The 22629-nt window shown below is 58.6% G+C and carries 32 protein-coding genes; 5 read left to right on the forward strand and 27 right to left on the reverse strand.

Going from position 1 to position 22629, the window contains the following annotated elements; all coding sequences use genetic code 11:
• Position 1: 1 nt before the first annotated feature.
• From RSE12_16995 to RSE12_17125, 27 genes are all read right to left on the reverse strand, one after another.
• Entirely contained in the window at positions 2 to 1042 is a 1041-nt protein-coding gene (locus RSE12_16995; GenBank protein ID WRH62047.1) for a DUF2213 domain-containing protein, read from the reverse strand.
• Positions 1043 to 1079: 37 nt separating this feature from the next.
• Positions 1080 to 1391, reverse strand: coding sequence for a hypothetical protein (locus RSE12_17000; protein WRH62048.1), 312 nt, complete (start codon positions 1389 to 1391; stop codon positions 1080 to 1082).
• Complete coding sequence (locus RSE12_17005; protein ID WRH62049.1) at positions 1388 to 2680, reverse strand: hypothetical protein; 1293 nt, start codon at positions 2678 to 2680, stop codon at positions 1388 to 1390. Before RSE12_17005 ends, RSE12_17000 begins: the two co-directional genes overlap by 4 nt.
• 71 nt (positions 2681 to 2751) lie before the next feature.
• The gene (locus RSE12_17010) at positions 2752 to 3156 is read right to left on the reverse strand and encodes a hypothetical protein (GenBank protein WRH62050.1); all 405 of its coding nucleotides are present in this window, start codon (positions 3154 to 3156) and stop codon (positions 2752 to 2754) included.
• Complete coding sequence (locus RSE12_17015; GenBank protein WRH62051.1) at positions 3149 to 4534, reverse strand: DUF1073 domain-containing protein; 1386 nt, start codon at positions 4532 to 4534, stop codon at positions 3149 to 3151. Before RSE12_17015 ends, RSE12_17010 begins: the two co-directional genes overlap by 8 nt.
• Before the next feature lie 2 nt (positions 4535 to 4536).
• Positions 4537 to 5907, reverse strand: a complete 1371-nt coding sequence (terL, locus tag RSE12_17020; protein WRH62052.1) for a phage terminase large subunit — start codon at positions 5905 to 5907, stop codon at positions 4537 to 4539.
• Positions 5908 to 5947: 40 nt separating this feature from the next.
• The gene (locus RSE12_17025; protein WRH62053.1) at positions 5948 to 6400 is read right to left on the reverse strand and encodes a hypothetical protein; all 453 of its coding nucleotides are present in this window, start codon (positions 6398 to 6400) and stop codon (positions 5948 to 5950) included.
• Between the two features lie 105 nt (positions 6401 to 6505).
• Positions 6506 to 7051, reverse strand: coding sequence for a GIY-YIG nuclease family protein (locus tag RSE12_17030; protein WRH62054.1), 546 nt, complete (start codon positions 7049 to 7051; stop codon positions 6506 to 6508).
• A gap of 119 nt (positions 7052 to 7170) precedes the next feature.
• Positions 7171 to 7500 (reverse strand): DUF551 domain-containing protein, encoded by a 330-nt coding sequence (locus tag RSE12_17035; GenBank protein ID WRH62055.1) that lies wholly within the window; start codon positions 7498 to 7500, stop codon positions 7171 to 7173.
• A gap of 248 nt (positions 7501 to 7748) precedes the next feature.
• The gene (locus tag RSE12_17040; protein WRH62056.1) at positions 7749 to 8246 is read right to left on the reverse strand and encodes a hypothetical protein; all 498 of its coding nucleotides are present in this window, start codon (positions 8244 to 8246) and stop codon (positions 7749 to 7751) included.
• Positions 8246 to 8506 (reverse strand): hypothetical protein, encoded by a 261-nt coding sequence (locus RSE12_17045; GenBank protein WRH62057.1) that lies wholly within the window; start codon positions 8504 to 8506, stop codon positions 8246 to 8248. The genes RSE12_17040 and RSE12_17045 overlap by 1 nt, the downstream gene beginning before the upstream one ends.
• 367 nt (positions 8507 to 8873) lie before the next feature.
• Entirely contained in the window at positions 8874 to 11288 is a 2415-nt protein-coding gene (locus RSE12_17050) for a bifunctional DNA primase/polymerase (protein ID WRH62058.1), read from the reverse strand.
• Positions 11285 to 11932 carry a hypothetical protein gene (locus RSE12_17055; GenBank protein WRH62059.1) on the reverse strand — a complete coding sequence of 216 codons (648 nt, stop codon included), beginning with the start codon at positions 11930 to 11932 and terminating at the stop codon, positions 11285 to 11287. The genes RSE12_17050 and RSE12_17055 overlap by 4 nt, the downstream gene beginning before the upstream one ends.
• 9 nt (positions 11933 to 11941) lie before the next feature.
• On the reverse strand, positions 11942 to 12265 hold the full coding sequence (locus RSE12_17060) for a hypothetical protein (protein WRH62060.1): 324 nt from the start codon (positions 12263 to 12265) through the stop codon (positions 11942 to 11944).
• On the reverse strand, positions 12262 to 12783 hold the full coding sequence (locus tag RSE12_17065; GenBank protein ID WRH62061.1) for a YfbR-like 5'-deoxynucleotidase: 522 nt from the start codon (positions 12781 to 12783) through the stop codon (positions 12262 to 12264). Before RSE12_17065 ends, RSE12_17060 begins: the two co-directional genes overlap by 4 nt.
• Positions 12780 to 14381 (reverse strand): DEAD/DEAH box helicase, encoded by a 1602-nt coding sequence (locus tag RSE12_17070; protein WRH62062.1) that lies wholly within the window; start codon positions 14379 to 14381, stop codon positions 12780 to 12782. The genes RSE12_17065 and RSE12_17070 overlap by 4 nt, the downstream gene beginning before the upstream one ends.
• Positions 14378 to 15127, reverse strand: coding sequence for a hypothetical protein (locus tag RSE12_17075; GenBank protein ID WRH62063.1), 750 nt, complete (start codon positions 15125 to 15127; stop codon positions 14378 to 14380). The genes RSE12_17070 and RSE12_17075 overlap by 4 nt, the downstream gene beginning before the upstream one ends.
• Positions 15117 to 16256: a DNA polymerase III subunit beta gene (locus RSE12_17080; GenBank protein ID WRH62064.1), complete on the reverse strand. Its 1140-nt coding sequence runs from the start codon at positions 16254 to 16256 to the stop codon at positions 15117 to 15119. Before RSE12_17080 ends, RSE12_17075 begins: the two co-directional genes overlap by 11 nt.
• A complete protein-coding gene (locus tag RSE12_17085; protein WRH62065.1) occupies positions 16253 to 16519 on the reverse strand; it encodes a hypothetical protein in 267 nt (88 codons plus the stop codon). The genes RSE12_17080 and RSE12_17085 overlap by 4 nt, the downstream gene beginning before the upstream one ends.
• Before the next feature lies 1 nt (position 16520).
• Entirely contained in the window at positions 16521 to 17465 is a 945-nt protein-coding gene (locus RSE12_17090; GenBank protein ID WRH62066.1) for a hypothetical protein, read from the reverse strand.
• A gap of 20 nt (positions 17466 to 17485) precedes the next feature.
• A complete protein-coding gene (locus RSE12_17095) occupies positions 17486 to 17707 on the reverse strand; it encodes a hypothetical protein (GenBank protein ID WRH62067.1) in 222 nt (73 codons plus the stop codon).
• A complete protein-coding gene (locus tag RSE12_17100) occupies positions 17704 to 17937 on the reverse strand; it encodes a hypothetical protein (GenBank protein WRH62068.1) in 234 nt (77 codons plus the stop codon). Before RSE12_17100 ends, RSE12_17095 begins: the two co-directional genes overlap by 4 nt.
• A 97-nt stretch (positions 17938 to 18034) precedes the next feature.
• Positions 18035 to 18505 (reverse strand): DUF669 domain-containing protein, encoded by a 471-nt coding sequence (locus tag RSE12_17105; GenBank protein WRH62069.1) that lies wholly within the window; start codon positions 18503 to 18505, stop codon positions 18035 to 18037.
• A 13-nt stretch (positions 18506 to 18518) separates the two neighbouring features.
• Complete coding sequence (locus RSE12_17110) at positions 18519 to 19304, reverse strand: ATP-binding protein (protein ID WRH62070.1); 786 nt, start codon at positions 19302 to 19304, stop codon at positions 18519 to 18521.
• Positions 19305 to 19385: 81 nt separating this feature from the next.
• Complete coding sequence (locus tag RSE12_17115; protein ID WRH62071.1) at positions 19386 to 19925, reverse strand: hypothetical protein; 540 nt, start codon at positions 19923 to 19925, stop codon at positions 19386 to 19388.
• Positions 19925 to 20272, reverse strand: coding sequence for a hypothetical protein (locus RSE12_17120; protein ID WRH62072.1), 348 nt, complete (start codon positions 20270 to 20272; stop codon positions 19925 to 19927). Before RSE12_17120 ends, RSE12_17115 begins: the two co-directional genes overlap by 1 nt.
• Positions 20265 to 20477 carry a helix-turn-helix transcriptional regulator gene (locus tag RSE12_17125; protein WRH62073.1) on the reverse strand — a complete coding sequence of 71 codons (213 nt, stop codon included), beginning with the start codon at positions 20475 to 20477 and terminating at the stop codon, positions 20265 to 20267. Before RSE12_17125 ends, RSE12_17120 begins: the two co-directional genes overlap by 8 nt.
• Before the next feature lie 93 nt (positions 20478 to 20570).
• On the opposite strand from RSE12_17125, the gene RSE12_17130 reads away from it, so the two are divergent.
• From RSE12_17130 to RSE12_17150, 5 genes are all read left to right on the forward strand, one after another.
• Entirely contained in the window at positions 20571 to 20891 is a 321-nt protein-coding gene (locus RSE12_17130; GenBank protein WRH62074.1) for a helix-turn-helix transcriptional regulator, read from the forward strand.
• 280 nt (positions 20892 to 21171) lie between these two features.
• Positions 21172 to 21417, forward strand: coding sequence for a DUF1902 domain-containing protein (locus RSE12_17135; protein ID WRH62075.1), 246 nt, complete (start codon positions 21172 to 21174; stop codon positions 21415 to 21417).
• Positions 21418 to 21612, forward strand: a complete 195-nt coding sequence (locus RSE12_17140) for a type II toxin-antitoxin system HicA family toxin (protein WRH62076.1) — start codon at positions 21418 to 21420, stop codon at positions 21610 to 21612.
• A gap of 148 nt (positions 21613 to 21760) precedes the next feature.
• On the forward strand, positions 21761 to 22081 hold the full coding sequence (locus RSE12_17145) for a hypothetical protein (GenBank protein WRH62077.1): 321 nt from the start codon (positions 21761 to 21763) through the stop codon (positions 22079 to 22081).
• Entirely contained in the window at positions 22078 to 22575 is a 498-nt protein-coding gene (locus tag RSE12_17150) for a hypothetical protein (protein ID WRH62078.1), read from the forward strand. Before RSE12_17145 ends, RSE12_17150 begins: the two co-directional genes overlap by 4 nt.
• Positions 22576 to 22629 lie beyond the last annotated feature (54 nt).

A 22629-nucleotide genomic window follows, 5' to 3' on the forward strand; every position in this document is an offset into this window, starting at 1 on the left:
ATCAGGCCCCTTTCTTGTTCCATGCCGAAGTCAGTTCGGCGGTTGCTTCACGGTATGCCTTGTCAGCATCGCCCAGCTTGACGGTCTCTTTGCCCTGCCCCTTGATCGGGTCAGCATCGGCAACGAGGATGTCAAAGCGGGCTTCCACATAGGCGTCGGACTTGCCTTCAACGGCAGCGTCGCCCAGCTTGGCCACAACAGCGGCCTTGCGGATCTCCGCATCAGACTTGCCGTCGGTGACGATGGTTGCGGCGATGGCGCGGGCCTTGCCCAGCAGATCGGCGCGGGCTTGGGCGCGGGCGTCGATTTGCGCGTCGGTCAGGACTTTGCCTTTGAGATCGTCAATCTCAGCGTCCTTTTTGGCGATTGCGGTTTCCCCGTCAGTCACTTGCTTGCGGGCGGCAGTCAGGTCGCCTTGCAGCTTCTCGATGATCGTGGCAGCGGCGTCCGCTACCTCGATAGGCAGACCGTCAACCATGACAGTCCGGGTTTTGATGGCGTCCGCCATGTCAGTCTCCTTATCGCCAATTTTCAACTCAGAACCGCCCCTCGCCTTGGCGACGATGGCAAGGTGGTTCATCCGCATGTCGCGCTGGATCGCGTCATATGGTTCGCCGTCCGGGGTAACGCCGTCGGCAAATTCGATCTGGGACGTGTAGCCCATGCTCAATTCGCGGGTGCCGCTCTCGACAGCGGCAATCGCGGCGGCGTCCATCAGGACAAGGGGAACGCGCACGAAAGCGCCGTCGCGGATGACTTCATCGCCCGTCTGCCCTACGGCAACCGACTTCCAAGTGTCCGCCGTTACCAGATCCGATGGATGGTTGATGGTCACAGGCCGATGGGCAAAGGTTCGCATGGCCTTGTCTGCGAATACCTCATCCTCTGGACGCCAGACGCGCACGATGGGGCGGTCTGTCAGGCCGAGTTCAGCGCCGGAATAAAGCTGTATGCCCGTGCGGGCCACCTTTGCATCGGCCACAAGGTAGCCTTCCGCCGTCCGGCGGATGCCGGAGACGGTCGCATTGTCATGCAGGATCATGGGGGTTTTCCTTACGGGTGTTTAGATCGCGCCGAGGTCAGTCTTCCGACTGCACGAATTGCAGCCCCAGTGAGGCGATCACCTCAAGGAAGTGGCCTCTCGGGTCGCCACCTTCGCGGAGGTCAATCGTCAACACCGCGATCACTGCAACCGCCTCGGCAGGCGGGTTTTCCAGCAGGGCGACAAAGCTGTCAGAAACGTCAGCCCTGCAACCCCAATGAGTCGCCGGGGTCGCGCCAGTGGGGGACAGCGGCACGGAGTAGTTTTCCGTGCCCCAGCCCATTTTCGCGGCCAGCGCGTTAGCTGCCGCTCTTGCGCTGCCGGGGGCGATGAGGACGGCGCTTTTCATGCTGCAATGCCTCCTATCCGCTGGGTCATCCAAGCCTCAAGCTGCGCCAGTTCGCCCGCCGATAGCAGGCGTGAGATGCCGAATGAGGCATACTCTCGCCCATTGAAGGGGAACGATGTGCCGCCTCGCCGCCCGAAGAATACAGGCGCAGTCTGATACGTCCCGGTGCCTTGGTCGGCTGCGGTTTGACCGATTTGCAGACCGTTGCGGCGCAGGATTGACACGTCGCCGGAAATGTCGCCGATACCCGTCACGACCGCTGTGTCGGGGGCTGGGAAGCCTGCTGTGCCAACCGTCGCCACTGTAGAAGAACCCGTCCCAAACGCATACGCATCACGCCCCGCCACGTCCGGCGCTTCGATGTTGAAGCGCGGGGATGGCCCCGCTCCCAATTCAAGAGCCGACGCGCGCCCCGCGTCCGAAATCTTCGCAATCGCCGTGCAAACCGTCACCTTGTCCTTGCCCGCGAAGGCAAGCGCAGGCGTCTGCATGAAATCATCTACACCGTCGTAGAGGACATGGCCGACCTGCGCGAAGCCCGGCTCTTCGATCCGGTGGCGGGCGTAGTTGAACTGGTAATTCGTGCGGAAAGGTCCGCGCTCGAACTGAACCGCCTTGACGCGTGCGGTGTAATTTACCGTCGCGCCGCTTATCGTACGGAACACAACAGTTCCACGCGCTTGGTTCGTAGTGCCTGCGGCGAGGGTCAATGTATGTGATACAACGCCCTCTGTTGTTGATCTGAAAACGACACTAGCGCTTCCTTCAATATCTGCCGCAGGCGCGGTTTCGCCCCGCATTTCAGCGCGAACTCCGCAATCCACAGGGGGGACTGTCCCAGCGATGACCTGCGCGCGAAAGCTGGTGGTGAATTGCTGGCCTGGGCGCGCGGCAACTCGTGACGCGGAGTGGGCCAGAGCGGATATGAATGAGACAGCCGTCGCAGTTCCAACCACAGTGTAGTCAGCATAGGGCAGTCCATCTGCGTCAATGCCTGATGCTACCCGCGTGATCGTGACGCCGTTGCTAGTAGCACTGGGCACCCAGACTGCATTATTGCCGGGATCAGCCGATCCGTTGACAAAGTTGCGGACTCCTGACGCCGGATGCTCTGCATAGAGGGGCCGCGCACCAGCGTTGGGCTGACTGCGGTTCACACCAAGCGCCCGCCCCGTCTGCAAGGCGATGCCCTGCCCAACCAACACCGAATTGACCGCCGGGTCGGTCGGAAAAAGACTTGCGCGCGTATTGTCGAAGAACCAGCCCACGTCGCCCGCTGCAAACAGCAACGCGGGACTCCATGCGCGACGGCCCGCCGACAGGCCAAGCCTGCCGATTGATCCAGCTCGCCCCGGCTGCATTACTTCACCGCACAGATTGTGATGTTGCCGTCGCTGCCGTCCCTGATCACCGCGATGTGCGTGTGGCCGTCTGGAACGCGGAAATAAAACCGCTCGTCTACAGCGAGTGGGTGGCTGTCCCCCGGCGCGGCAGTCACGGTCGATGTTCCAGTTTTGAAGAAGCAGCGCGTGTTCGCCATGACGTAGATCTCGCGTGATGGCCCAACTGCGGGCAACGCAAACGCCGCAGTTGTTGCGCCAATGGCCCGCCTAGAAATGGTGCTGGTTGTGTGTTCTCTGGTGCCGTTTGAATAAGCGGCACCCGGCCCCGCTGTGGGGTTTCCGGCTGTGTCAAAGCCAACAACAGGCATTGCCTCGCGAATCACATTACCGCCACCAACAACATCTGGAAGAATATCATTCATCTTTTTGACCCACGTTTGTGTTCATATTGCGCTCACGTTGATCGCGGATAGGCTCCACGTCCTGCGGCGGCAGGGCCACTAGATCATCCTCCTCGGTCGGCTCATCGCGCTCCATGCCGAACTCAGCGATAGCGCCCTCAAGCCCCGGCATAGCCCCGACCTCGATCAGCGCGTTAGCCGTGGCCTCTGCCAGCGTTGCCTCTGGGAACAGCGCAGCCTCAACCAGCGTCTTGGCTGTCTTCGCTGTCACCAGCCCGATATCGGCGCGCTCCTTTTCCGTGGTCTGCCACAGGCTCGACCATGCGCAATGCACCTCAGCAGGGCGCGACCCAAGCGCGGAACGGATCAGGCACTCATCCAGCACATACATGGCCGGGGTCAGGTCCAGTTCCTGCATGGCCTTGATGTGGTCGTAGTAGTTTTTCAGGTCGCCTTCGCCCGTAGCGTTCATACCCTTGGCGCTTGTCCCGAACAGCCGCGTAACCGGGATATCCGCCGCCCCGGCGACGTTCTGGAAAAACCGATCCATCACATCGGGCAGATTGGCGAAGTTGGCTTGCTTCTGGCCAACCACCTCTTCTGTATCGTGGATAAGCGTCCCGTTGATGCCTTTTGCCGTCTCTGCCAGCGAAAACCGCTTGTTAAGCTGCCGCTCGTAATTGGCCTCAGAGATGCGGTTCATCAGGCCGGGGACGCCGATGGTATCGACTTTCGCCTCGAACACCAGCGATGCGACGTTTGCGCTTGTGCCATCGGCTTGCAACATTGACTGATAGACCTTGTTCAGAACGCTGTCGCCCCAGCCCTGTTCGGCAGCGTCGTAGTAGCTCGGAACCCCTGCCCCGATCAGGATCACCACGCGCGACGGATGCACTCGCACCTGACGTGCAGTTGCGCTCACCGTGTAGAACATCGGCTTATTGAAGCCCGCCGATGTGGGGTCCAGGTCGATATCCCCCGCCACCAGTTGAAAGCGCGAAAGCACCGTCAGATAGCGGATGCCACCGCGCCGAACCGTTTCCGGGTTGAGCGGCAAGGACGGATCAGCATCGCCCGTGCCAATCAGCAGCGCAGCGCCGCCATACAGCCGTGCGAGTTTCAACGCCTGCCGCAGCTTGATCCGCAGGCCAAGGCGTTTCTCCTCAGCCTCAATCGCGCTGATTTGCTCCGGCTTTGCGTTCCACGCCCGCCACATCCGGCAAGCGTCGTCGGCTGGGATATCCACGATCTTGCCGGGAAGCCATGCACCGCGATAGGCGGCAAGCAACGCCTCCTGCGACATGGGCGTGTAGCTGTAGAAAGAGTGGGATGCCTTGTCCCGCCCATTGCCAAGGTTGGCAGTGAAGTTGGACAGCCCGTCAAATATGTTGCGGATCACGTTCATAGGTTGTCCAGTGTGTAGGAGTTGCCCGCAAGCATCTCAGCGATAGCGTCCATGGCCGGGTCGCACTGGTCATCGTGACCCGAACCCAAGCCGTCGAAGTTCTGCAATTCCAAGCGCAGTGCCGGGGTAAACGTGGCATTGGCGGGCAGGTAGACTTGCCCCGATGCAATCCACGGCGCCGCGTCCAGGCCCCGCGTGTATTTGTCCTTGTTGCGCGGGATACCCACTACCGGGATGCCCTTGCGCCGCAGCGATTGGATCAGCCCTGTGCCGCTGGCTTTATCCTCAACCTTCATTGCCCGTGGCGGCGAAGGTTGTTTGTGCTTGGACCAGAACGCAATCGCCGCGTTTTCCAGTTCCGGCGCTTCCCATTTGCCCCGCGCCTGATCGATCAGGTAGATCCCGTTCGACGCCCTGCCCCAAAGTTGCAGGACGCTGTAATCGTTCCGCTCACCCGTCTTTTGCGCGGTATCGACATAAACGCATGTGTAGGTAAACGGCGGCAACTCATGCCACCATTGGAACCCGTCCATGTCGAACAGCGCGCCCTCAGCCGATACGGGACGACCCATGTATTGGCTGGCAAACGTGTAGCTATCCGCCTTCAGGATTTCGATCTCAGCCGCGTCGTGCTTTTCGGGCCAGAGCGGCCCTTCTGGCAGGTCATGCGGGATCGGTATCCCGTGCATCCATTCCTTGGGGTATTCCATCCCCCGCTCCACCCATACGGGCAGATCGAGATGATGCCACTTTTCGCCCGTGCCGCCTTTTAGCAGATGCCCCACAAAGTCATCGCTGTGCAGCCGCTGCATGATGACGATTATCGGCACACCGTCATGCGCCAGACGCGACCGAAACGTGTTTGTGGCCCGCTTGTTAACCGCTTGCCGCCGTGCGGGGCTGAAAGCGTCATCCGGCTTGAGCGGATCGTCAACCACCAGCGCCCCGGTAAAGCGCGCCTTATCCATGTATCCGGCCCGAAAGCCTGTGATCGGCCCGCCCGCCGCTTTTGCCAGCATCCCGCCGCCCTCGACCGTTTTCCATCGGTCTTTGGCGCTTGAGTCGGCGCGGATGCTGACCTTCTGGATTGCCTGATAATCGGGAAGCTGGATCAGGCCTTTGACCTTATCTGAGTTTTCGCGGGCAAGATCGTCAGAGAACGTCGCATGGATGAAGCGCGATGCCGGGTTGAGCAAAAACCCCTTTGCGATGAAGTTAACAACGGCAAATTCAGTTTTCGTGTAGCCGGGCGGAACCGTGATGATCAGGCGGCTAATCTCGCCTGCCAGCACTCGATCCAGCGTTTCGGCAATCAGCTTGTGATGCGGCCCCTCGATCAGGTGCATCCCTTCGCGGGCGTGAAACATATACCTGGCGAAGTCTAGCAGCTTGCCTTGCGGGTTGACGTTAACCCTTTTGATTGAGGCCAAGAGCCTCTGGATCGATGCCAAGTCGCCTTGCTTCGTCAATCAAGGCCTCCACGGTCACATCTTGCGTTTGGATCGGGCCACCGTCGCGGCCTGTGAGTTCGGTTCGAACCGTGTCATTCCAGTCCTGCCGGAAGCGGTTCTTCATCTGGAAGATGTAGGATGTGGCGTTGAAGCCTTGGACGCCGCCGAACGTGGCAATGCGTCCATTTTGTTCCCACCAAGCCTGCGAACGGGCCAAAGCCTCTTTTACGGCTTTCAGAAATTCAGGATGCTCATCCTGCCACGCCTCAAACGTGTTATAGGCAATCCCCAGTTCGCGGGCCATCTCACACTTGCCCATCCCCGTGTCGCCAAGGCCAATGACCTTATCGCACATCGCCGGATCATAGTCCGAAGGCCTGCCGCGCCCCTCTTTGCGCTTGCCTGCCATCTTGGTTCACCTTGGTCTAGAAATGAAAAAACCCTCGCTTGTGGCGAGGGTTTCGATTGGGCATACCTATCTAGGCGAGAAAATAGCACATGTCGCGGTGCCGCGTCAAATGCTTACTGAGCGCGCTTGTGGCGCATATTCTTCACGTGGCAGCCTGCCCCACTTATCAATAAACTCGACGGGTTCGCACAGAAGCTCTTTGACCTCACTCATCGATGGGTCAAGCGCGCCGGGGAAGCCGCCCATTGCGAAGATGCGAACGCCTAGCTTCTGACAAGCGTTAACGATTGCCTCTGCCGCGCTAGCAGGTTCCACGATCCGCCATTCAGAAACCCTTTGGCGACCAAATGCGCTCCAGATGTTGCTCAGGGCCTCGGTTTCAACGCGCGATGCATCATATGCCATGACTTCCGCCCAAAATTGGACATTCAGCCTGAATCGAGTAATGCGCTGCAATTCCAAAAGCCTTTGCTTGAGTTGGGTCGTCCGCCCCACCTTGCAAATGCGGCTTCCCTCGCGCTGGATTACGTATAGAACCGCGCGCTGACGATCCTGTGCTATGGCGGACTTCTTTGCTTTGTCGGACCACGGCGCTTCTTGGTTGAGCCGTGGACGATGGCCCTCTACTCGGATAGGTTGGTGAATAGCCATAAGACGATGCCCTTCATCGTTTGAGGTTAGGGCCGATTGCAGGCTTCAACTGCTTTCGGCCCGACCATTGTATGTGTTCTCTAAATGTTCTCAAGCGCCTTGTGACGCTTCGCGGCGGTTCAAGAGGGAGGTTTGGGGAGAGGCATCCAGTGGGTTGGGGAACAATGTGCGGTGGAGCCTTTAACGCTATAAAACAGGTTGCCGAGAAAGGATGTAGAAACCTTATCGCAGTGAAGGATTAAGCCGTCATAGTTTAGGGCGAGAAACTCGGTCCCATCCTTCGGTGCTGTCTCGATCGGCATCCACGGCGAATAGAACATCATCGCGTAGTGATACGGCAGCGGTAGTGGCGGCGTCAGTTTCTCCCTAACAACGCGTTCCCAATCGATACCTGCGCCGCAACCCGCGCCGAAGATGTATTCCAGTGCTTCCTTGTGAATGTCGGTCATCAATCATCGCCTCCTGATAGCTTCTGTATCTCAACTCGCGCCATTTTCAACTGCTCACGCAGATAACTGTTCTCTAGCTGCAAAGAGAAATGCGCTCCACGAAAGTGCAGCAACTCATCTACCAGCCCCGGACACAGCTTATTTACGATCCAGCGCGAAACTCTACGCACAAAGCCGTTGCGCATCCACTTCGGCACAGGCCGCGCATCACTCGCACACATCAGTGCGAACCCACTTCTGTTCTTGCATCACGCAATCCTCCAAAACTTAACGCAGTGATCCAGCCCATACCGCAGCTTGTCCAAGTCACGCGGCCCCTGTCCATCCTGACACACGCGGCGCAACTCTGCCCATGCGGCCATGCCGACGCCGATGTAGATCTCCGCGCGGTCGCGTTCATCCTCCACGGCTTGCGGGCTGATTTCGTCGCCGTCACGCCCAACGGGATCGAAGTTGAGGCAAGAGCGCCCCTGCCCCACTAGCCGCGTCCGCTCAAGCAAGCCCGCCAGCAACAGGCCAGCCGCCGCTTGGTCGCCGTCGATCATACCGCGCAGGGCAAGCCAATCAAGCATGGTGGCGCATTGGTCAACTGCAACAGTTACCCCGGCGTCGTCGCCGTCAACCAGCCGGAACATGCCCTTGGCGCGGCGCTCTGCCGTGGGTCTAGCCTTGCCGTCGCGGTCCTCCCATACGTCAGCCGTGGCGGCGATGGAGGTTTGAGATTTCTTGACCTTCCGCTTGCCCATCACGCCACCATCCGGCTGATCTGCTTTTGGGTCAGCACATTCTCGACCCGAACCAGCCCCGACAGGTAGGCATCTCGCACCATGTCCGGATCAAAGCCTGCCCACTCGCACACTCGCCGGAAGTCCTTGCGGCCCGATTTGATCCAGGCATGAGCGTCGGACTTGTTGCGGCGGGCCTCAGCCGAAGTGATCGGGCGGGTGGCGTCGTAAAGCGCCAGCAAAAGGGCCGCTTGCCAGAGGTTGCGCTCTGGGCAGATCATTGGGCGTTCCGAGTGGTTTTAGTCATCTTGCGTCCTCACAGGACGCGGCGAAGGTTTGGCCTGCACAACATACCAAACAGGCCAAGCCCCATGGAAGGGGAAAAGTGCCTTTGGGTAAATCTTTCAATAATTCAAATAATACTAGGGGGGGGTCTAGCTATGTAACCCCATAAACAACACCCCCCCTAGAAAGATTTGAAAAATTTGAATTATTTCTCTTCCTATAGATATATCATTTAAAAACATATACTTGCTGCACCGCAGCATCGGCTAAGTGTCACTGAAAGATTTATGAAAGATTTGAAAGATTACAGCAGAAAGGCCCCCGAAGGGGCCTTTTGCCATACTTTTTTAGTCGGGATTTGACTTAATCCGGCCTTACGAACTCCGCAGCAACGTAGGCTGTCACGGGCTTGGTTTGCGTCTGGCGGGCTACCTCCACCACCTGCTCTGCGGCCTTGAGGGCGGATATGATGTTGTCGCCTTCCGTCTTGTTCACAAAGACGCCCTGCATGGCGCGTGTGATTTCCGACTTGCTACGCCCCTTTGCACCACCCTGCATGATGAACTCAAGGACGCGCTTGAGGTTCTTGTGCGAGGCGTTTTCAACGTAGTATTTGGCGATATCGCACATCATTGAGATAGCGGACCAATGGGCCACGGCGATGCCTAGATCATAGTCATCGTCGGTGATGATTGGCGCATCAGGCATCCGCCCAGCCGCGTTGATCATCGCTATTTTCATCCCGTTTTCACAGATCCGATTGATGATCGATGGTGCGCCGGGGATACTCTCCTTTGCGGCGTGATCGCTGTATCTCTGATACTTCGCCCTGTCATCCATCCATCGGCAGAAGATCACCGTATCCAACTTGGCAGGCGTCGGCACATCAACCGCGCCCGCCAGATTGCCCTTGGCCTGCCCCGCTGCGCACACAGCCTTGATGCCATCTGCCACCAAGTCGTAGCGCCCGCAGGACGGCGTTTGCGGCTCCGTCATGCCGATGGGGATTGAGATGAAGCGGGCCAGCAGGCCATCGTTGAATGACTTGCCGTCGATGCCTTCCCAAAACGCCTCATGCGTGGATACGCCGTAAAGCGACAGATGCGGCTCGATCAGGTCTTGCCTGTCTTGGTTGGCGTAGGACTTGCCCCGATAGACGCCGGACGCTGACGAATACATGTCCTTCAGGATGCGCCCGATATCGCGCTCATGAGCGGCGGCACGGGGGTTCAGGACGCGCCGGATCACGTCCCCGAACTCGTCGATTGAGAACAGCTTGGGCTTGCCGTCATCCATCTCGCGCAGGATAGCCGCGCCTGACGTGAAGTCTGACCCTGCCATGCGGTCGGACACGCCAAACTCATCGCAGGCCCGCAGCATGGCGTTCATAGCTGATGATTTGCCCGCGCCGGATTCAGCCGTGCCGATCACATAGATGTTGGTCCGCAGTCCGGTTTCGGAAATCTCCACCTTGCGGCTGAGGATTGTTCCAAGCATGGCCAGTGCGGCTCCGAAAGCGCCCTGCTCTGATCGCATGTTTGCCGCCTCGTCGATGTAGATCGTCAGGTCACGCAACAGGCCTGACAGATCACGATGGAAGTCTTGTATCGGGAATGGCGGGCAGTCGGATGGAAACAGGGATGCGAACTCTCTTGGTGATACCGGGGTTGGCGTCCTTGGCTTTGGGCGCGTTGATGGCCGATCAAGGTATTTGGTTAAGGGTGATATGGGTGACTTGGTTGGGATTGGTTCTGGTGTGGGTTCGGGTTCTGGTTCTGGAATGGATTGAACCTCAGGAACATGAAAATTCGCCAGATCAATCCCCGGCTCTGGCCTGAGATACGGCATGAGCCATTCCGCCGCCGCGCCGTAGCTGCAATCCCTTACGACCATCACAAGGCTGGCGGGCGTATAGGTCACGTCCGCCCCAAAATCCACGATGCCGTTTGGGGACGCCCGCAGATTGGGGTTTCGGTCTTGCGGGGCGCGGCCAGAGTTTGACACGCGCCAATAGGGAACAGCCTCCCAGAAGCCTGGGCGGCCCCGGTTGCGGCTCTTTGGCATGTTGAGGTCAGGCCACCACTTATCGATTGCCTCCATTGCCCGGTCATTGATCGAACGGCCCAATGGTTTTTCCAGATCGGGCGCGGTCGGATCGATGGTTGCCCCGTTTACGGGGGCTTTGCGCGGAGCTTGCCGCTTTAGGCCGATTTCGGCGAAAGCCCGATCCAGCCTGTCAACTGCATCGTCAGGCAGTTGCGGCAAGTCATCTATGGACAGGCTTTCCAGCGTGTCAGGCGTGATCCACTGATAAGGCTTCTTTGTGGTTGGATGGATGGTTGGCGGCAGAACGGATTGTGTGCCGTGCAGCAAGAGTTCGACGGCCACCTTTTCGCCGTCATACCAGCGGACGCGGGCAGAATGGTGGATCGATGCCGGGGCGCGGTAATAGCCCGTCCAGCCCTTTGCCCCCCGCTTACGGGCTGGCGATGGAGTGATGGCGGAAAGGGCTGCGGCCTCGACGTCTTTCCGGTCGGTGTCGATATCCAGCCCGACCACGTTGCCGTGGGCCAGACAGATGCCCGCGTCGGGCCAATCCTGCCAGCGGGTGTGGATGAACTCTGGCGGAAGATCGTCGCACCACTTGGACCATTGGTTGAGCGGTTGCCAATGGCCGTTTTGGAACGATCCGGGGATCTTCGCCCCCGGCATGGCCGGCATGACGTGATAGCCGTTGTCGCGCAGCGTGTCGGAGTAGAGGGAATAGGGGGAGGTCATGCTACCATTTCCCCCATCATCGCATTACCCCATTGGTCGGCACATGCGCGCGCCACTCCATCGAATGTGCGGCTGCGGAACTTCCACCTATCAGGACCGGGCGGCGCGCGATGGACGGCGGACCATTGCTTATGCTCTGCCGTCCCCGGCTTTGGCGGGGTCAGGCGATAGGTCGGGGCAAGTTTGGGAAGCCCGCGAAGATAAAACCCCGTTGCCTTGAAGAACGGTTCGCCAAACCACCACGGCTGGACGATCTGGGGCGCGGGAAGGTCAGCGGGCATTCTGGCCTTTGCGTGTTTGTGCATGACGGGGTTTTCGACTGCCACACGCGGGATCGGTGCGGACCAGCAGGCGGCAAACAGCGCCGCGCCTTCGTCCAGCTCGGCCCACATGTCGGGGAGAGTACGCCCCGGTGGCGGCACGGACAGCCAGCGCACACCGGAATTGCAAAGTCGGGTGCAAGGCGGGTGCATTACCGCCAGCAAGTCCCAGCCCTCGTTTAGATAGTCTCGCACGTCCCCGATGATGTGGCGGTTGCTGCCGTCCTCAGATGGCAGAAGGTCAACTGACCAAACATCATGGCCTAGAGCAGAGAAGGCGCGGCGCATGACGCCAGAGGTTTCACAGCCTATAAGGATTTTCATATGCTTACCTCAAAACGGAATTGTATCATCGGCGCGCCGCCGAAGATCAGCGCAAGCGCCAGCAAATACGCGCCCGCAAAACTCGCCCCATTCCTTTTCGGACAGGCTCCGCAGATCGAATTTTCCGATGCTGTCTAGGTATTGCCCCCCATCCTCGCCCCCAGCCCATGCGGCGGCGGCTTCATCGGCGGTCAGGTTTGGGTTTTTGGTATAAGCGGACATGCAGCCCTCGGAACAGAATTGAGCGACGGGATGGCCGGGGCGATGGATTGAAAATCCGGTAGACGCCCTTCGGCACACGGCACAGGGAAAGCCTGGAAGGAAGGCGGTCATGCGGCCACCTCAAAAGGTTTTCCGGAACAAATTCCGAGTAGGGGCAGGACTTCACGCTCCCGGCCGAACTCGACAGCGCACAGGGCAAGCCATTCGCGCGCTTCTGGCCAGCCGTCGCCGTCCATCGGGGCGCGGTGATGCTTGGCCCACATGAAGGCGTCCAGCTTGTCGGCGAAGTGGAACCAAAGCTGATCTGACTGGGAAAGCGGGTCATCCGCGCCCCACAACTCTGCCCGCCGCTCATCCTCCATGATTTCCAACTCGCGACGAAGGATCGGATTGGCTTTCTTGGCTGGAGACGGCACGTCCCCGGTCGCGCTCTCCCCGTCATCATGGGTCAAGGCATGGAAGATCAGCGCCCTTGATGGCGACGGGTGCAGCATGAGGATGATGCGGGCTACACGGCCTTGATGCCCGTCCAGTCGATCAACGGTATGGGCAAGGAACGGGCTGCGGTGCCAGCGATGGACAAGGCCAGCATGGAAGATGGCCAAGAGGTTTCCTTGTGCGAGGTTCATTCCGCCGCCACCCTTTCCCAGTTGTTTTCCCCAAACCGCATCCGCTTGATCCGGTGATATTTGCCCTCTCGGATCAGCACCGCCTCAGCCGGACGCCGAATATCAGCCCGCCGATCAAGCGCCTCAGTCACGGTATCCGGCGCGCGTCCAGTGGCGTTCATTTCCCACCAGCGCACGGCCTTTTGGCGCGGGAAGCCTGTATGCTCGATGCAAACCCATTCGCGGATCACTTGCCCGTTGATCAGGTATTCAAGACGCAGACTGTCTGGTGATCCGTCCTTTTTGTGACGGGCCACGTCGAAGTCGGTCACGGGATGCCACACCTCTTCGGCGGTCAAATTCATGATCGCCTCAGTGGTTGCCGTGCGCTCAATCTTCTTTTCCGGCTCGGGGAATAGGAAGCCGCAGCAGGGACATTCGCGCGCCGCGATAAGCAGGATTTCCGCGCATTCCGGGCAGAACTTGGTCGGTGCTTCACCCTCGCCTTTCCGCTTTTCCTCCGGTGCCGTGATGCCATCCACGGGACCGTGGCGCGCGACGTTGCCCGCGAAGTCCAGAACAAGACAGTCCGTCTTGTCGGGATGGGTCCGCATGCCGCGACCCGCCATCTGGATATAAAGGCCCGTGGATTGCGTCGGTCGCAGGAAGGCCAGAAGATCGGTGCGCGGCGCGTCAAAGCCTGTTGTCAGAACCCCAACGGATGTAAGCGCCCTAACCCTGCCCGCCTTGTAAGCATCTAGCGCCCGCGCCCGTTCTTGCGCCGGGGTTGCCCCCGTCACGGTTTCGCAGCTGATGCCCTTTGACCGCAGGCTGTCGCGCACGGCCTCGGCATGCTCAACAGAGATGCAGAACAGCAGCCAAGAGGCGCGGTCGGCTCCGAGGGTGACAATCTCTGTCACCGCCGCCTCTGTCACCTCATCGGTGTTGAAGCGCGCGGCCATGTCCTTTTCGGACCAATCGCCCATCTTCGTCCGGATGCCTTTGAGGTCAAAGGTCATGCCGGGGCGCTTGCTGACCAGCGGGGATAGGTATCCGCGCTCCACCAGCATGCCGACGGGGATATCGTAGCAGATGCGCCCGAACATCGCGCCCTCGCCACGGTCCAGCCGCCCGCTGTCCAGGCGGTAAGGCGTGGCGGTCAGACCGATGATCTTGATCGCAGGGTTGGATGCTTTGAGGCCAGCAAACAGCTTGCCATAGAGCGTATTGTCGGATCTCGGGATCAGGTGCGCCTCATCCACGATCACCAGATCAAAGGGTTTGAATTCCCTGATCTTGCGGGCGATGGATTGAACGCCTGCCACGACGATCTGACGCGACCCCTGTTTTAGGCCAAGCCCTGCGGAGTAGATGCCAGCCGGGGCTTGTGGCCAGAAGCGCAGCAGTTGCGCATGGTTCTGCGCGATAAGCTCCTTCACGTGGGTCACGATCAGGATGCGCGTGGCCGGATAGATTGTGCAGGCCTGCCGAACAAAATCGGCGATGATCGCGGACTTGCCCGCCCCCGTGGGGGCGACGACAAGGGGATTTGTGGTGTGATCTTCAAAGTGCTTGAAGATCGAGGCGACGGCCTCTTCTTGATAGTCGCGGAGTTTCATGCGGCCACTCCACCTGAGGCGCGTGGGGCGTACTGTCCCATTTTAACCTTGCTTATGGTGGTGCGGTGAACGCCGTATTTTTCCGCCAAATACTTAACGGTCGCACCCTCACTCAAAGACTGTAAAATCGCAGATTGATCCTCTTGAGAAAGCTTCGCCAAGGCGGCAGAGACCTTGCATACCCAAGTTATTTTCCTGCCTGCCATGATGGCGCTCATTCGGGCCTTATGGTCCTCACTGTGATGTCTGCCGCGCGATGCGTCTCCAATACGCACAAGGCTTTCTGCGCGGTGCTTGCGGCCCAACCACGTCGCCCTCATCCGTTCGCGCGTTTCTGGTGGAAGGTTGCACACACCATCCCCGCCAGACGTGCTATTTGTCAGTGGCCAATCTGCAAAGTGGCCATGCTCAATGTAATCGCGCTCCAACTCTTGCCAATTTGCATCGGCCTCAATTCGGTCCATAATCCAAAGCTCTGGTCTCAGGCCTGCGCGTTTAAGCTCTTGAAGCCAGTGAGAGCGATGGCATTTTGACACATCGTTCATATGGTTTTGGAGTCGCTGATATGGCCTGATTGACTTACCAATGTAGCGGACATCATCAGTTCTTGGATCAATCAAGCCGTAGATATAGGCCCATTGAATTTTCTTTTTTTCAGCCAAAAACGCATGATATTCTTTCAGGTTCTCCATAACCTGATCTGTGAATTTCAATTCTGGCAGATGATTTGATACCTCAAGCTGCATCGGCCATCTCCTCATCAGATGCCCGGATAGACATGACGATGGCGTAGGTTTCTGAGGTGGTGGATTTCTGCGACGGCTCGACCTTCCAAGCCGCGCCACAGTGCTGGATCGTCACGTCGGACGCACCAATCCCGGTGATCGCGGCTTGCATCAGCTTGGAATTGACACAGCCTGCAAAGTCCGCCTTTGCCCGAACGTCCATTTCGGCGCGCCCAGTCGACATAACCCCGCCTCGCGCCCCGCGACCGAAGGCAATGACGGGGTTGTCCGTCTTGCCCCGGATCACCAGTTGGCGCGTCCCGCCAGCCCCTTCGTCGGTACCGCAGGCGGCAACGGACAGGGCGGCGATAAGCTCATCCTTGGGCCCAGCGATGACTTCGCGCCAATCCGTAAATCCCGCCAAGACGCGGCGGCAGTCTGGATAGGAGCCGTCAATTACCTTTCCGAAAGCCCGGACGGACGGAGTGATGATGTGCCAACCCCTCTCACAGACCAAAAGCTGCACAGTGTCATGGCGGTCGGCGATATTAGTGACGATCCCCACGGCATCGGTCGGGAGGATGCCGCCACCGCCAATCGGATCGGCTTCCGCGATTTCGGTGTGGTGCAGTGCGTGGCCGTCGGTTCCCCAAAACTCCAGGCCACCATTCCGCTCGGCCACATAGACACCTTGCAGGTAGTATCGCGCCTCGCTGTCGTCAGCTGCGGCAACGCAGAACTTGAGAGCGGCGTTTAGGGTCGTGGCGTCCAGCGTTCCGGCCTGACCTTCTGGCGGACGATATGCCGGATAATCTTCCAGATTGGACGGAGCCAGCACGATGCGCCCGCGCCCCGATTTGACAACATAGCCGCTGCCGGACGCCTCGATTTCAACTGTTGTGCCTTTGGCGGCAGCGATGAATTTGACCAGATGATCGAAGGGCAGAAGCGTTGCCCCCGGCGTTGTGACGGTTGCCGCGACGTCCGCCTCGAATGTCGTATCGCCGTTGCAGCCGGACAGGGTGATCTTGTCCTTTTGGGCTGCAATCTTGATGTTGGACAAAATCGGCCACGGGGCTTTGGCGCTGATCACACGGCCTGCGATGGCAAGGCCGGATTGCAGGGCTTTGGTTTCGATGGAGAGTTTCATGCTGCCACCATTTCGATATGGGTTGCCGCCGGAATGAACTCCACGCGGTGAATGTTTTCCCGCCACATGCCCGCGTTGCCCGTATCGACTTCGCGCCACTTGACGTTGGGATGCGATGTTGCACCGCCTGCGCCAAGGCGGACAAAGCCAGCGCCCCACTTGGCGTAAACATCGCCGTTGCGGTGGTAGAGATTGGCCTGCCGAAAGACGCCGTTGCAGTAGAGCAGCGATACGCCGCCTTCGATGATTGTCATGAAAGGCATGTCATTGATCCTTGGATTGATGATGGCTTTCCCCGTCGATCCAGATCGAACCGTCGGAGAGGCGATAGGTGATGGTTTCAGCGTCGGGGTCGGCGTCGATCTGCTCCCCGGCCACTAGGGCGGGCAGGAACAGATGCGCGGGGCAGTCTGTCCGCTTCTGCTGATCCGGCTTGCGCGGCTCGTCAAAGCGGCTGCAATGGCCGTTGCCGTCCTCTGTGAAGGTCCAGTGGATGCAGGTCCGGCAGTTGCGCCGTGCGGCGAAGCCATCGTGACAAACGCCCTTGTGCTTGCAGAAGCGGCAAGCGAAGGCGTCGGATTTGTCGCTGATCCGACCGGGCGCATAGTGCATGTCCAGAACGGATAGGACGCGCGCCTCTTGGCGGTTGGCCTGATCCTGATCTAGCTTGACCCGCTCCGTCAGTATTTCTTCCGTATCCTTGTTGGTCCCGATGTATAGGCCACGGTCGATGCCAAGCGCGGCCATGCCAGCATGAAGCTGGTGCCAGTGCATCGGCTTGGCCTTGGCCAGCCCATGTTTGAGGATGGCCCGAAAGTCAGAGGCTTTGAGGCTCTTGATTTCCAGCACATGCTCGGACTTTGGCGCATCGGGGATGCCCGATATGCGCCCGTCTGCCTTGCCTCGGATAAAGCCGTTGGCGAGCGAGAAGCGCCATTGCTTGCCCGTTGCCGGATCGGCTTCGCGCACATCCGCACCGATAGCCCGCAGATCGTCAAGGACACGCCGCTCTTCAATATCGCCGCGCTCAAAGATGCGGGCCTTGCGACCGTCGATTTCCTCTTGTGGCGATGCCCACCGAAGGGAATAGAAGATCGCCCGGTCGCAATCCTGGCCTAGATCCGATGCGCCGATGCCGTAGCCTTCATATTGGGTGCGGCTGTTGTATGCGGCGGCACGGGCGGCGAAGATTGCGTCGACCGTTGGCATTGGGGGTGGGGGGAGATCGGTCACGCGGCATCTCCCCAATATGCCGAACGAACCACGTCCTGCGGCTCACCGCTTTCCTTGATGTCGGCTTGCTTGATGCGATTGGTGATCACCCGCGCCCGCGCCGATTCAAGGCCAAGGCGACGGGCTGTTGTTGCCGCGCTCACACCGATGCTTCGCATCCGCACGGCGCGCAGATGAAGCTCATCATCTTGACGGGTTGGAAGTCTGCCGCCCATCACGCAGCCCTCCCCATGGTGCTTGCCAACATTGCGGCAAGGTGATCGCGGCCCAGCCAAGACGTGATCGAGTTGCAGGACGTGCAGCGCAGTCCACCAAGATGGATGCCGACGGGTTCGACGGTAACGGTTGCGGTTTTGCAGCCGCACTTGCGGCAGGGCGCAAAAGGCCCCGTGAGTTCGCAAAGCGCGACGGTATTGCCCTCTAGCGGGGCAAAGATGCTCCGTGCCATAAAGGATACCTCCTATGGCTTGCTTCCAAAGAAGCGGGTTTTTTGGGAGAGGGACGCCGCCGAAGGTTTGGCGACTGCTGGCGGCGTCCCGGCTAGATCAGGCGCTACGACGGCCCCACGGCGCAGAACTGCCGCCGCTGGATTGCTGCTGCTGCTGGCTTTGACCCCCAGCCCCATTCATCGGCGCGTAGCCCTTGACCGTGTTCTTGGTGCCGTAGCTGTCGGTTTTCTGGCCCAAGGTGACGCGCATCGGGATTCCGTGCAGTTCTTCCGAAGAAGAAACCCGAAGCTTACCCACGGCATGACAGATCGAGTTGAGTTCGCGCTGTGCGATTTCCACCGCCTGCTGATTGCTGTTCCAGAGGTTCAGCATGGTCCAGAACCGACGGCCCGCCGCCTGCCCTTCCATCACCTCAAACTCGACATTGACGTAGGCATTGCCTGCCGTCTTTGCGTCTTTTCTTTCGCTCTTCACGATGGAGGCGATGTATTCGCCAGCGGGAAGAGCGTCCCGCGTTTCCATCGTTTCGCCATTGCTGGCGTCGTAAGTTCCACCAAAATCAACCATCTCTCTATTCCTCTCACGCTGCTTGCTGCTGCTTCTTCACACTCTGCCCCGGCAGATACCCGGCAATCGCCGCGTAGCCCTCGCCGGGATTGACAAGCACAAAAGGCGGCATTTCGTAACGGTTGCCAGCCTCGAAGGTCGGCTTGGGCGCGAGGTGCAGCGTCCGCTGGCCCGACCCTTTCGCCTTCACGACTTCCTTGCCGAAGCCCTGCTTTGTCTTGTCGATGTTGACGACCATGTTGAGGAAGCCGACCACATCGGCCCGTTCCCGCACCATCGCCTCAGCCCGCTTGTGCAGGCGGATCTTGTAGCGGCTGTAATCGTCGCGCTCTGGATCGCTGAATTGCTCGACTTGCTCATGGGCAATCATGACGATTGTCATGCCCTTGCGGCGAAGTTCTTCCAGCCCGTCCAGAAAGTGCCGCCAAACGGTATCGGCCTCGATGTAGCCCTTGCCGTAGCCCGCATCCTCGATGCTGTTCCAGTTGTTCTTGCGGCACACTTCCGACCAGATGATCGGCTCAAGCTGCGTGAGGCTGTCGATTACGACGGTCTTGAAGTCATGATCCTGCATGAGCAGGAGTTCGATTGCCTCTTCGATTTCGGCATACTTCTTGAGCGGTTCCTGGGCGAATGTTGTCACCTCGATGTTGCCCTCGCCCTCTTCCGTCTGGATGAAGATCGGGTCGGGAAACTCGCTGGCAAGTGTGGTTTTTCCCATCTTGCCCCGCCCGTAGATGATGATCCGGGGCGGCTTGTCCGATGTCTTGCGGACCAGATTTTGAAGCGAAAGAGCCATGGCTCAATCCTTTCGTGCTGTAGTCGGGGTGTGATCGCCAAACCTCCACCGCGCGACGGGTTAACCCTCTCTTGGAGGGAATTAGGAAGGGTCTTTGTTGGGTATGCCCCATTCGGTCAGGTATTGCCGAGCATCGTCAATCGACCGGACAACGGCGACGAAGTGGCCGATATCCTTAAGCCCTGAGTGAAGTTCCTTTTGAGCGGCGTCGGCATAGTTGCCTTCGGCCTTGACCTCAAAGAAGCAGGCTCCACCGGGATAGATGCAGATCAGGTCGGGAAAGCCCTTTACCATGCCGTGTGACTTGGCGCGGGCAATCTCATTCCGGAAAGATTTCCCGGAACGGGCAATCTCATTGCGGTTGTGGTGAACCACAGAACCTTTTGGCAGCACCTTGCGCAGATAGCTGACGATGGCCTGCTGGATCGGCGCTTCACGGTGTTTGCGGACATTCACCGATTTGATACGGCTGGCGGTGTGAGCGGGGCCAGCCGTATCGCAATCAGGTTCGCATGGGTCAACAAAGCAATTTTGAGACAGGTCTCCTTTCGTGATGCGCGAAACGGTCGCGCGGCCATTCACAGCTTTGGCTGGAATTTGGTTATCACTGATCTGACCCATCACGCCGCCCCCGCCAGATAGTTGACGATGACGATGCGGGCGTTAACAGGAACAACCTGCAACATGGCAGACAGGGCCGACAGGCGCGGCTCGTTGCGGCCATGCCACCAGTTGCGGGCGCTCTTCTCATCCACGTTGAAGAAATAGGCTACAGCCACCGGGTCGCGGAAATGGGCGCGGATGAAGGCCGACCACTTGCCCGGCGTCCGACGCCGCATCCCATCCAGATCTACACGCCGGCCGGACAAAATGCCGGACAAATCCACGGCATGAATGTCGGACAAGTCGCTTGGCGACACCGGGCAGGCGTTCGACGTATCAATCTGGAAGGGACGCACGTTAGCCATTGGGGGAGGCCCTTTGCGAGTTGATCCAAGAAGAAGCTGGAACCGCGCCGTTGGTGGCGCGTTCGATGGCTACGGCGTTCTCCAAAGATGGGATTTTCGTGCCGCCCACGAGTTCACTCATGTAGGGACGCGAAACACCAACCTCTTTGGCGAGTTCCGCCTGAGTTGTGCCGCTTTGGGAAAGGAAGGTGCGAAGTTTTGTCATGGGTGCATTGTTTGCACACCGCAAACATGCTTGCAAGCAAAAAGTTTGCTGTCCGCAATTTTACTTCTTGCGGCTTAGGTGAGACAACGAGACATGGCCCTGATCCTTCGCCAGCTACGCAAAGACCGCAAATGGACGCTTGACGATCTGGCCGAACGGTCAGGCGTGTCTAAGCCGTTCCTGTCGCAGATTGAGACGGGCGCGCGAAGCTACACCGCAAAGACGATCCGCCAGATAGCGGATGCCTTTGGGCTTGGCGTAGCGGACCTGTTCGATGATGCTACGGAAAAGCGCAGTGCCGTTATGGGCCAGCTTGACGAGGCTGTTGAGCAACTGGATGAGGCTCACCAGCGCCAGGTTGTTGAGTATGCCCTGTTCCTTGTGAAGCAGTCGCAAGGCGAGACGCAAAGCTGACAAGCTCTGCAAGCTGCCGATCATCAAGACGTTCCGCCAAAGTCAAAAGTTCTTTTGTCATCAATCACCTCGTTTACGCGAAGTCACCTTAGCAGAACGAAGCGGGAACATAGAGGGGCGAGCAAAAGGTTTCTGTGGATGAATGGATTACAAAATCCAGCAATTACGGCGTGTTAATGCTTGCGAATGATTTCTGGCAGCAACGTCACTTTACCGTGCTTTGTCCCTAGTGACGCCACATGCTACGTGTGCAATAATCGAACGAAGCGGCAAAGACCGCATGGAGGAAGCCATGGCGAAAGAGTTGCAGGTTCTGGCGGAATGGGATGACGAGGCATGCGTGTGGGTTGCGTCTAGCCCCGATGTGTATGGCTTGAACGTAGAGGCGGAAACCCTTGAGCAACTCAGCGTCAAGGTTGCCGGGGCGCTGCAAGACCTATTCGAGTTGAACGGCCCCAAGATGACAGGCCCCGTTGGCGTGGCCATCCATGCAGACAAGCGCATTCAGGTGACGGTTGCCGCCTGAATGGCCAGCTTCTATCGTGAGCTGGTAGAGATATTACGTCGCGCCGGATGCCACTACGTTAGGCCAGGAAGGGGCGATCATGAGATATGGTATAGCCCCATCACAAAGCAGAACTTCACCGTAGACCACGGCAGCAAGTCCAAGCACACCGCCAACGGTTCACTGCGTGACGCTGGGCTTCCCAAACACTTCTGATACCCCACGGGTTTTAGCGTTATGCGATGGCTAAAATCTGGCGCAGTATTTTGCGAGGGAATCAGGAGGTTTTAAGAGCCACTACGAACACAGCCCTTGCCTCACGAAAGAGGTGCTGCCACCATTGCCGCGATCAATGGAGCATAAAATGAAAGCACACCTTGCACTTACTACAGCGGCATTATTAACAGCGGGAAATGCACACGCTTTTACCACAGAGGACTGCAAGGCCATGGGCGAGCTTGCCTTCCATGTGATGACAGTTCGGCAACTTGAAGCGCCGCTTAATGAGACGATGACCGAGGCATTGAAAGATCAAACAATCCCGGAAGCGATTGAAATCATTAAGCAAGTTATCTTAGAAGCCTACAAGCGCCCGGCCATGGTTACTGACGAGTTCAGGGAGATGGAAGTTGCCAGATTTAGAAACGATGTTGAACTCGATTGCTTCAATAACTTGTCTGAATGAGCATGATCGAAGCGCCAAGCATCTATGATGGGTTGAACGCGGCGCTTGGGGCTGGTGCGTTGTATTTGGGCTATCGGCAGTTCAAGTTTGCATCAACTCGCCAGCCGCCCTACGTGAAGGCCGTCGCGCAGGAAGATCCAGAAAGCGCGCGCTGGCATGTTTTAGACCTGACCATCCGCAACAGGGCGGACGTATCGATCAACCTAGTATCGGTTTCCGTTCCACGCCTTCGTTGCAGTCGCATTGTTGGCGAGGATACGGTGAAGCAAGCGCAAAAGCCGTGGGAAGATCAGAAGCGGGAATATCCAAAGCTACGATACTGCGTTAGCCTCACGGATAGGCGCCTTATCACAAAGCACGACATAGAGGCTGGCGATCAGCTATCCATGCGCTTTTTTATGTTCCGAATGTCAACGAGCATCCATCTGAGGTTTTGCTCTAATGACACGCTGTCTGATTTCAGGATGAATATCCCAATCCACGTCGCCAGCTGAGCGACGATCAGGCCGATGATGATGATCCACTCTAGGGTCATTCAAAGCACTCCT

The sequence above is a fragment of the Fuscovulum sp. genome (genome assembly GCA_035192965.1).
In the GTDB taxonomy this organism is placed as follows: Bacteria; Pseudomonadota; Alphaproteobacteria; order Rhodobacterales; family Rhodobacteraceae; genus Paragemmobacter.

Coding starts and splice junctions, on each gene's coding strand:
- RSE12_16995 (WRH62047.1), bottom strand. CDS start 1,042: ATGATCCTGCATGACAATGCGACCGTCTCCGGCATCCGCCGGACGGCG.
- RSE12_17000 (WRH62048.1), bottom strand. CDS start 1,391: ATGAAAAGCGCCGTCCTCATCGCCCCCGGCAGCGCAAGAGCGGCAGCT.
- RSE12_17010 (WRH62050.1), bottom strand. CDS start 3,156: ATGAATGATATTCTTCCAGATGTTGTTGGTGGCGGTAATGTGATTCGC.
- terL (WRH62052.1), bottom strand. CDS start 5,907: ATGTTTCACGCCCGCGAAGGGATGCACCTGATCGAGGGGCCGCATCAC.
- RSE12_17025 (WRH62053.1), bottom strand. CDS start 6,400: ATGGCAGGCAAGCGCAAAGAGGGGCGCGGCAGGCCTTCGGACTATGAT.
- RSE12_17030 (WRH62054.1), bottom strand. CDS start 7,051: ATGGCTATTCACCAACCTATCCGAGTAGAGGGCCATCGTCCACGGCTC.
- RSE12_17035 (WRH62055.1), bottom strand. CDS start 7,500: ATGACCGACATTCACAAGGAAGCACTGGAATACATCTTCGGCGCGGGT.
- RSE12_17040 (WRH62056.1), bottom strand. CDS start 8,246: ATGGGCAAGCGGAAGGTCAAGAAATCTCAAACCTCCATCGCCGCCACG.
- RSE12_17045 (WRH62057.1), bottom strand. CDS start 8,506: ATGATCTGCCCAGAGCGCAACCTCTGGCAAGCGGCCCTTTTGCTGGCG.
- RSE12_17050 (WRH62058.1), bottom strand. CDS start 11,288: ATGACCTCCCCCTATTCCCTCTACTCCGACACGCTGCGCGACAACGGC.
- RSE12_17055 (WRH62059.1), bottom strand. CDS start 11,932: ATGAAAATCCTTATAGGCTGTGAAACCTCTGGCGTCATGCGCCGCGCC.
- RSE12_17060 (WRH62060.1), bottom strand. CDS start 12,265: ATGACCGCCTTCCTTCCAGGCTTTCCCTGTGCCGTGTGCCGAAGGGCG.
- RSE12_17065 (WRH62061.1), bottom strand. CDS start 12,783: ATGAACCTCGCACAAGGAAACCTCTTGGCCATCTTCCATGCTGGCCTT.
- RSE12_17070 (WRH62062.1), bottom strand. CDS start 14,381: ATGAAACTCCGCGACTATCAAGAAGAGGCCGTCGCCTCGATCTTCAAG.
- RSE12_17075 (WRH62063.1), bottom strand. CDS start 15,127: ATGCAGCTTGAGGTATCAAATCATCTGCCAGAATTGAAATTCACAGAT.
- RSE12_17080 (WRH62064.1), bottom strand. CDS start 16,256: ATGAAACTCTCCATCGAAACCAAAGCCCTGCAATCCGGCCTTGCCATC.
- RSE12_17085 (WRH62065.1), bottom strand. CDS start 16,519: ATGCCTTTCATGACAATCATCGAAGGCGGCGTATCGCTGCTCTACTGC.
- RSE12_17090 (WRH62066.1), bottom strand. CDS start 17,465: ATGCCAACGGTCGACGCAATCTTCGCCGCCCGTGCCGCCGCATACAAC.
- RSE12_17100 (WRH62068.1), bottom strand. CDS start 17,937: ATGGCACGGAGCATCTTTGCCCCGCTAGAGGGCAATACCGTCGCGCTT.
- RSE12_17105 (WRH62069.1), bottom strand. CDS start 18,505: ATGGTTGATTTTGGTGGAACTTACGACGCCAGCAATGGCGAAACGATG.
- RSE12_17110 (WRH62070.1), bottom strand. CDS start 19,304: ATGGCTCTTTCGCTTCAAAATCTGGTCCGCAAGACATCGGACAAGCCG.
- RSE12_17115 (WRH62071.1), bottom strand. CDS start 19,925: ATGGGTCAGATCAGTGATAACCAAATTCCAGCCAAAGCTGTGAATGGC.
- RSE12_17120 (WRH62072.1), bottom strand. CDS start 20,272: ATGGCTAACGTGCGTCCCTTCCAGATTGATACGTCGAACGCCTGCCCG.
- RSE12_17125 (WRH62073.1), bottom strand. CDS start 20,477: ATGACAAAACTTCGCACCTTCCTTTCCCAAAGCGGCACAACTCAGGCG.
- RSE12_17130 (WRH62074.1), top strand. CDS start 20,571: ATGGCCCTGATCCTTCGCCAGCTACGCAAAGACCGCAAATGGACGCTT.
- RSE12_17135 (WRH62075.1), top strand. CDS start 21,172: ATGGAGGAAGCCATGGCGAAAGAGTTGCAGGTTCTGGCGGAATGGGAT.
- RSE12_17140 (WRH62076.1), top strand. CDS start 21,418: ATGGCCAGCTTCTATCGTGAGCTGGTAGAGATATTACGTCGCGCCGGA.
- RSE12_17145 (WRH62077.1), top strand. CDS start 21,761: ATGAAAGCACACCTTGCACTTACTACAGCGGCATTATTAACAGCGGGA.
- RSE12_17150 (WRH62078.1), top strand. CDS start 22,078: ATGAGCATGATCGAAGCGCCAAGCATCTATGATGGGTTGAACGCGGCG.